Genomic DNA, 7879 nt, shown 5'->3' with positions numbered 1-7879 from the left:
GACAGCGGCGGCAAGCCGCCGCACTCCATAGTTCTGTAGGTCGGGTTAGCGTAGCGTAACCCGACGTGCGGCGTCGCCTCCCGGAGTGCGGGGCAAGACGGTCCGATCCATGGCCGGGCTGTCGAGATCGCCCGTGCATTCCCGAGCATTGGCTTGCCCGCAATGCCCGCCAGGGCTATCTTTGCGGGGTTATGGAATCGACCAACCCGAAGATTGGCCTGGTGATGGGCAGCAGCTCCGACTGGCCGACGATGGAGCACGCCGCGAGGATGCTCTCAGAACTCGACATTCCCTACGAAGCGCGCGTCGTGTCGGCGCACCGTACGCCGGACCTCCTGTTCGAATACGCGGAGAAAGCCGCCGGCCGCGGCCTGCAAGCGATCATCGCCGGTGCCGGTGGGGCGGCGCATCTGCCGGGCATGCTCGCGGCGAAGACCACGGTACCCGTTCTGGGCGTGCCGGTGGCGTCGCGGCATCTGAGGGGCGAGGACTCTCTGCTGTCGATCGTGCAGATGCCCAAGGGCATCCCGGTTGCGACCTTTGCCATCGGCGACGCTGGTGCAGCCAACGCCGCCCTTTTTGCCGCGGCGATGCTGGCGAACGGGGACCCGGGCCTGCGCGGTCGCCTGACACGATTCCGGGAGCGCCAGCGCGAGGCCGTCCTCGCCCAGGTGTTGCCCCCGGTGCAGCAGTGATCCTGCCGCCGGCGGTCCTGGGGCTGCTCGGAGGCGGGCAGCTCGGCCGCTATTTCACGCTCAGCGCCCGCACCATGGGATATCGTGTCTGGGTCCTGGACCCGGATCCGGACAGCCCCGCCGGCCGGTTGGCCGACCGCCATCTCTGCGCCGCCTTCGACGATCCCGATGCCCTGTCCGAGCTGGCAGCGCACGCGGACGTGATCACCTGCGAATTCGAGAACGTTCCCGCGGCCAGTGCCGAGTGGCTGGCGGCGCACGCGCCGATGCGCCCGAATCCCCGGGCCCTGGCCATCGCGCAGGACCGCATTGCCGAGAAGCGCTTTCTGGAGGATGCCGGTGTCGCGGTCGCTCCGTGGCTCGTGGTGGACAGCATCGCCGCCGCCCGTGCCGCGGTTCCGGACTGGGACTTCCCCGCGATTCTGAAGACCGCACGGCTGGGCTACGACGGCAAGGGGCAGTTGCCGGTATCCGCGTCGGGCGGGGTCGTACGCGCCTTCCGCGAGCTCGGCGAGGTGCCCTGCGTGCTGGAGCAGCAGGTCGAACTCGACCGCGAGGTCTCGGTGGTTCTGGCGCGCGATCCCGACGGGCGCTGCCGGTCGTTCCCTGTCGCCGAGAACGTGCATCGGCAGGGCATCCTGCATCTGAGCCGCATTCCGGCGCGGATCGACGCGGCGACGCGTGCCCAGGCCGAGGCGGTCGCGCAGCGGGTTGCCGAGCAACTGGACTACTGCGGCGTGCTTGCAATCGAGTTCTTCGTCTGCGGATCCGGCGAGTTGCTGGTGAACGAGATGGCGCCGCGTCCGCACAATTCCGGGCATTACACCCTCGATGCGACGACCGTGTCGCAGTTCGAGCAGCAGGTTCGCGCCATCTGCGGGCTGGCGCTGGCACCGGCCGACCTGACTGCGCCCGCGGCGATGGTCAACCTGCTGGGGGACCTTTGGCCCGAGGACCAGGGCCTGCCCGACCTGTCCCGGCTGCTGGCGCAGGGACGCGCGCGGCTGCATCTCTACGGCAAGCCGGTCGCGCGCCCGGGGCGCAAGATGGGGCACGTGAACCTCCTTGGGGTGCCGGGCGAGAGCGATGCCTCGCAGCCCGCGCGCCTCGCGGAGTCCTTGTGGGCGGAGTTGGCGGAAGGGGCGGCACGGTGAGCGGTTCCCGGGCGGATCTCCGCGACCGTGCCCAGCGCGAGCGTCTGAAGCGCGAACTGAAGGCGGATCTGTGTTTCGCGGACGTGCTTGCGGGTGAGTCGCTGGATTTCGTGACCACCTGGGGGTTGTTCTCGCCGCGGCGGATCGATGACGGAACGCGCCTGCTGCTGGACTACGCGGAGGTTGCCGCGACCGACCGCTGCCTGGACCTCGGCTGCGGCTACGGGCCGATCGGGCTCGCTTTCGCGCGCAAGGCCCGTGACGGGCACTGCACGCTGGTGGACAAGGACTTCGTCGCGGTGGAGTACAGTCGCCGCAATGCCGAGCGCAACGGTCTGGGCAATGTCGACTGCCTGCTGAGCAACGGCTTCGCCCAGATTGCGGAACGCCGTTTCGACGTCGTTGCGTCCAATTTGCCGGCGAAGGTGGGGCGGGAACTCCTGTACACCTACCTGCTCGATGCCTGGGACCAGTTGAACCCGGACGGTCGTCTCTATGTCGTAACGATCACCGGACTGCGCCGCTTCATCGAGAAGGGCTTCAAGGAAGTCTTCGGGAACTATGAGAAGCTGAAGCAGGGACGGGACTACACGGTCGCGCTTGCGCGGCGAGAGCGCGACTGATTTCCTGTCTTCCCGGCCTCCGCGGGCCGGCCCAATCAGGGTTGCACCCATGCATCATATCGATGTCACTTTCCCCGTTTGGCTGCAGATCCTGGGAACCATCGGGCTTGCCATACTGATGGTCTGGATGCTGCGCAGCATGACCTGGGACGAGGTCTTCGTTCCGGGCCGGGTGCAGCACTTCCTGCTTGCCACCCTTGTGCTGGTGGTGATCTGGAGCCTGCGTGCCGAGGCGGTCGACGGTCTTGCGATGCACTTCCTCGGCGTGGTTGCGGTCACCCTGATCTTTGGCTGGCGCCTGGCCATCCTGATGGTCTCCCTGGTCGTCGTGACGCTAGCCCTCATTGGCATCGTGGAGCCGATGCTGGTCCCCCTGACCATCCTGATCTCGGGGGTTGCACCGGCTCTCGTCACCTGGGGGCTGCTCCAATTCAGCGAGCGTCGCCTGCCCCCCCACATGTTCATCTACCTCTACGTCGTGGGCTTTTTCGGCGGCGCGTTGTCGGTGCTGGTGGTGATGGCCGCCAACTCGCTGGTCTACGGACTCTTTACGGATGTCGCATGGGAGTCTATCGTTAGGGAGTATCTGCAATACACGCCATTGTTGGTACTGCCCGAGGGGGTGCTGAACGGCATGATCATCACTGGCCTGGTGATGTTTCGGCCCGAGTGGGTGATAACGTATTCCGATGCGCGCTATGTCGATGGCCGTTAATGCTCCGTTCAGGTAACACGCCGTAACCTGTAGACGTCAAAAAAATGATCCATAAAGGACTTCAACCGCACAATCCTTGAAGGAGGATGAAAAATGAAGAAGTTGATTTTGGTCGCAGCCGGTATCGCGATGGCGGCTGGCATGGCCACTGCTCAGGCAGGGGATGTGGAAGCAGGTCAGGCCAAGTACGCGGCTTCCGGGTGCGTCGGCTGTCACGGCCCGGCTGGCCAGGGTCAGGCCATCTTCCCGAAGGTCGCAGGTTCGGATGAGGAGCACCTGGTCGAAACCATGACCAAGTACCGCGCCGGTGAGGCCGTTGGCCCGAACAGCGCCATGATGATGCCGCATGCGATGAACCTCAGCGATGACGATATCGCCAATCTGGCCGCCTACATGGCCTCGCTGGAGTGACACCCAGGGGTTGATCGGGCCAGACGGAACCTCGCCCGGGTCACCTGGATTTTCGTTCCTCTCAAGCCGCCGCCGGCCCTGCTCGCGGCGGCTTGGCTTTTTGGCACTTTTGCCTCGTGCCGGGGCTTCCGGTAAAGTCTTTCGGCTACCCCGCCCGCCAACTCACCACGGGCACGCAACACTGGCTCCGACCGCGAGGTTCCTCATGGCCCTTCCTGATCTGATCGCCCCATCCATCCTCTCCGCCGATTTCGCCCGCCTCGGCGAGGAGGTCGACAATGTGCTGCGCGCGGGCGCGGATATCGTGCACTTCGACGTGATGGACAATCACTACGTACCCAACCTGACGATCGGTCCGCTGGTCTGCGAGGCCCTGCGCAAGCACGGTGTGACCGCACCCATCGACGTGCACCTGATGGTCAAGCCGGTCGATCGTATCGTTCCCGATTTCGCCAAGGCCGGGGCCAGCTACATCACCTTTCACCCCGAGGCCTCCGATCACATCGACCGCACCCTGCAGTTGATCAAGGGCGAAGGCTGCAAGGCCGGGCTCGTCTTCAACCCCGCAACCCCGTTGTCCCACCTGGACTACGTGATGGACAAGATCGACATGATCCTCCTGATGTCGGTGAACCCCGGCTTCGGTGGCCAGGCCTTCATCCCGGCCACGCTGGACAAGCTGCGCGAAGCACGCCAGCGGATCAAGGACTCGGGTCGCGAGATCCGGCTCGAGATCGACGGTGGGGTGAAAGCCGACAACATCCGCGAGATCAAGGCCGCAGGCGCCGATACCTTTGTCGCCGGTTCGGCGATCTTCGGTGCCGTCAGCGATACCGACCCGAACCATTACGACAGCATCGTGAAGAAGATGCGCGACGAACTGGCCAAGGCCTGATCCCCTGTCGTCCGCCGTGTTCCTGCCGCGCCCCGGGATGATCCTGATCGACCTCGACGGGACGCTGGTCGACAGTGTCCCGGACCTGGCCTTCAGCGTCGATGCGATGATGGACGAGCTGGGCCTGCCCCGGCGCGGTGAACCCGCCGTGCGCAACTGGGTCGGCAACGGTGTCGAGCGCCTGGTACAGAGGGCCCTGGCCAATGACCTCGACGGCGAGGCCGACTCCGAGCTCTTCGAACGCGCCCTTCCGGTCTTCATGCGCATCTACCGCGAGAACACCTCGCAGCGGAGCCGTCTTTATCCCGGCGTGCGCGAGGGGCTGGACCTGCTGGAGGCCGCCGGGTACCGGCTGGGCTGCGTCACCAACAAGGCCGAGCAGTTCACCCTGCCGCTGCTGCGTGACAAGGGGATCCTGGACCGTTTCGCCCTGGTCGTCTCGGGTGACACGCTGGAACGCAAGAAGCCCGACCCGGCGCCGCTGCTGCATGCCGCCGCGGAACTCGGTGTCACGCCCGGCGAATCGCTGATGGTCGGCGATTCCCGCAGTGACGTGAAGGCCGCCCGGGCCGCCGGATTCCGCATCGTCTGCATGAGCTACGGCTACAACCACGGCGCGGACATCCGCGACGAGGGTCCGGACGCCGTGCTCGACCGTCTCGACGAACTGCCCGGCCTGCTGCAGGCCGAGGTCGCATGAACCCATGCCGAACCGCCGGCGGCCGCCGGGGCCGGGAAGCGTGCTGAAGACGACCTTCCCCATGCTGGAAGCAAGCCCTCGACAGGCGCGGGATGCGCGGGTGTCGGAGGCTTCGTTCCCGTTCGGCCGGTTCGTGTCGTTCGGGCAGCGGATCCGCAGGGGGCCGCATTTTCCGGGTGGTCGGCCATGAGTCCCGATCAGTTCGACCGCCTCGTGGCCGAGGGCTACAACCGCATCCCGCTGGTACGCGAGGTGCTCGCCGATCTCGATACGCCGCTGTCGATCTTCCTGAAGCTGGGCAACCTGCCTTTCACCTACCTCTTCGAGTCGGTGCAGGGTGGCGAGAAATGGGGCCGCTACTCGTTCATCGGGTTGCCGGCGCGCACCCTCGTGCGCGTGCGCGGGCATCGCATCGAGGTCGAGACCGACGGCATCGTGGTCGAGAGTCTGGACCACGACGACCCGTTGGCCTGGATCGAGGAATTCCAGGCCCGTTTCCGGGTTCCGGATCTGGGTGGGCTGCCGCGCTTCACCGGCGGCCTGGTCGGCTATTTTGGTTTCGAGACCGTGCAGTTGATCGAGCCGCGCCTGGCCGGGCAGGAAAAGCCCGACGCCCTTGGGCTGCCCGATATCCTGCTGATGGTCTCCGACGAGGTGGTGGTGTTCGACAACCTCGCCGGGCGGCTCTATCTGGTGGCGCATGCGGACGCCACGCGGCCGCAGGGGCAGGCCGAGGCCTCGCTGCGTCTGGACCGGCTCGAGACGCGCCTGCTCGAACCGCTGGCGCGCCCCCACCCGCATCCCCGGCCGCGCGCAGTACCCGAATACTCCGCCGGCTGGCCCGGGGCGGACTTCCGGGCCGCCGTGGCGCGGGCGCAGCAGTACATCGTCGATGGCGACGTGATGCAGGTGGTCCTCGCGCAACGCATGAGCGTCCCGTTCAGCGCGCCGCCGCTGGATCTCTACCGCTCACTGCGCGGCCTGAACCCTTCGCCCTACATGTACTTCATGGATCTGGGCGACCACCACGTGGTCGGAGCCTCGCCCGAGATCCTGGTGCGGCTGGAGGACAACCGCGTCACCGTGCGCCCGATCGCCGGTACCCGGCCCCGCGGCCGTAATCCGGAGGAGGACCAGGCACTGGAAGCGGAACTGCTGGCCGACCCCAAGGAACGGGCCGAGCACCTGATGCTGATCGACCTCGGACGCAATGACGTCGGCCGCGTGAGCCGCACCGGAACCGTGCGGGTCACCGACACCATGGTCGTGGAACGGTACTCGCACGTGATGCACATCGTGTCCAATGTGGAAGGCGAACTGCAGCCCGGACTCAGCGCCATGGACGTGCTGCGCGCGACCTTCCCGGCCGGCACGGTCAGTGGCGCTCCGAAGATCCGGGCGCTGGAGATCATCAACGAACTGGAACCGGTCAAGCGCGGCGTGTACGCTGGAGCCGTCGGGTATCTGTCCTGGTCCGGCAACATGGACACCGCCATTGCGATCCGTACCGCCGTGCTGCACGACGGTATCCTGCACATCCAGGCCGGTGCCGGGGTCGTCTATGATTCGGTGCCGGAGAACGAGTGGCAGGAGACCCTGAACAAGGGCCGGGCCGTGGTCCGGGCGGCGGAGATGGCGATCGCCGGACTGGGTCCGCGGCGCGTCTGAGCGGAAGACCCGGGGCTGGCGATATGCTGCGTCCAATCGTTGTTGCAGTCCTGCTGTTCCTGCTGCCGCTCCCGCTGGTGGGCCAGGTGATGTTGTTGATCCCCGGGCACCAGAGCGAGCTGGTTCACCCCTTCCGCGAGGCCGGGGTCACGATTCCGCTGGCCGGGTCGGGCTGGGCGGACGGGGGGCAGATGCTACCCTCCCTGCGCGGAGTCGAGTTCGACCGTTCCCCCGAGGCGACCCGCAAGCTCTTCTACACCCTGGTGATGCCCACCGAACGTCCGGTGTCGATGCAGGCCGAGTGGCTGAACCTGTACCTGGACGCGGTGGCACGGCGCCACCCGGACGAGCCCGTGATTCTCGTGGCGCACTCCATTGCAGGCGTCGTCGCGCGCTATTCGCTGGTCACGCGCAGACGCCCCGAGGTGGAGGTCCTGATCACGATCGCCAGTCCCCACGTCGACAGCAGCATGATCCAGCTGGGGGATTTCTTCTGGCAGTCACCGCTGGGCACCTACACGCCCTTGCTGAGCCAGACGGACCTGCAGCAGCTGCTGGAGTTGTACTCCGGAATCAGCCCGAACCAGCCGGGCAACGTACTGCGCTGGCTGAGTCACCAGACCCACCCGGACATCCGTTACGTTTCGATCGTGCGTTTCAGCGATACCGTTGTGGATCCGGTGCTGCAGGACCTGAATCGCGTCGCCGACCTGCGTGGACGGGCGGAGATGCTGCTGAGTCCTGGCAGCCATGCGCTCTCAGCGATGGACGGAACGCTGCTCGCTGCGCTGTTTTCCGGACAGTTCCCGTCCCGATAGCGGAAAGGCACGGTTTTACGCGTACTACGGCCCACGCCGCCAAAGTGGATGACGGCCTGCGCTCGCGCTTATGGAGTGCGGCAGCTTGCTCCCGCTGTTCGCCGCCGGGGCTAACGCTCATGTCGTCGTGGGGTGCGGCACCCCTGATGATGAAAAGCCGCAAACGGTAGGTCGGGTTAGCCCAAAGGGCGTAACCCGAC

At 66.3% G+C, this 7879-nt stretch carries 9 protein-coding genes; all 9 read left to right on the top strand.

Translation table 11 applies throughout. The features are described from left to right. The first annotated feature begins 191 nt into the window (after nucleotides 1-191). The 9 genes from purE (at nucleotide 192) to EA346_RS14695 (ending at nucleotide 7679) form a co-directional block, all read left to right on the top strand. Nucleotides 192-695 carry a 5-(carboxyamino)imidazole ribonucleotide mutase gene (gene purE, locus EA346_RS14735; RefSeq protein WP_296759862.1) on the top strand — a complete coding sequence of 168 codons (504 nt, stop codon included), beginning with the start codon at nucleotides 192-194 and terminating at the stop codon, nucleotides 693-695. Beyond that, complete coding sequence (locus EA346_RS14730; RefSeq protein WP_296759861.1) at nucleotides 692-1849, top strand: 5-(carboxyamino)imidazole ribonucleotide synthase; 1158 nt, start codon at nucleotides 692-694, stop codon at nucleotides 1847-1849. The genes purE and EA346_RS14730 overlap by 4 nt, the downstream gene beginning before the upstream one ends. Next, the gene (locus tag EA346_RS14725) at nucleotides 1846-2472 is read left to right on the top strand and encodes a methyltransferase (RefSeq protein WP_296759859.1); all 627 of its coding nucleotides are present in this window, start codon (nucleotides 1846-1848) and stop codon (nucleotides 2470-2472) included. Before EA346_RS14730 ends, EA346_RS14725 begins: the two co-directional genes overlap by 4 nt. Before the next feature lie 49 nt (nucleotides 2473-2521). Next, nucleotides 2522-3187: an energy-coupling factor ABC transporter permease gene (locus tag EA346_RS14720; protein WP_296759858.1), complete on the top strand. Its 666-nt coding sequence runs from the start codon at nucleotides 2522-2524 to the stop codon at nucleotides 3185-3187. 93 nt (nucleotides 3188-3280) lie between these two features. Beyond that, a complete protein-coding gene (locus tag EA346_RS14715; protein WP_296759856.1) occupies nucleotides 3281-3598 on the top strand; it encodes a c-type cytochrome in 318 nt (105 codons plus the stop codon). Between the two features lie 205 nt (nucleotides 3599-3803). After that, a complete protein-coding gene (rpe, locus tag EA346_RS14710; protein ID WP_296759854.1) occupies nucleotides 3804-4493 on the top strand; it encodes a ribulose-phosphate 3-epimerase in 690 nt (229 codons plus the stop codon). A gap of 16 nt (nucleotides 4494-4509) precedes the next feature. Then, nucleotides 4510-5193, top strand: coding sequence for a phosphoglycolate phosphatase (locus EA346_RS14705; protein ID WP_296759852.1), 684 nt, complete (start codon nucleotides 4510-4512; stop codon nucleotides 5191-5193). Nucleotides 5194-5379: 186 nt separating this feature from the next. Then, nucleotides 5380-6861: an anthranilate synthase component I gene (gene trpE / locus EA346_RS14700; RefSeq protein WP_296759850.1), complete on the top strand. Its 1482-nt coding sequence runs from the start codon at nucleotides 5380-5382 to the stop codon at nucleotides 6859-6861. Between the two features lie 23 nt (nucleotides 6862-6884). Beyond that, nucleotides 6885-7679, top strand: a complete 795-nt coding sequence (locus EA346_RS14695; protein WP_296759848.1) for a hypothetical protein — start codon at nucleotides 6885-6887, stop codon at nucleotides 7677-7679. The last annotated feature ends 200 nt before the right edge of the window (nucleotides 7680-7879 follow it).

The sequence above is a fragment of the Thioalkalivibrio sp. genome (assembly GCF_007692535.1).
GTDB lineage: Bacteria > Pseudomonadota > Gammaproteobacteria > Ectothiorhodospirales > Ectothiorhodospiraceae > Thioalkalivibrio.
Note: the sequence above shows the minus strand (reverse complement) of the source record. Positions and strands in the feature narration are given on the sequence as shown.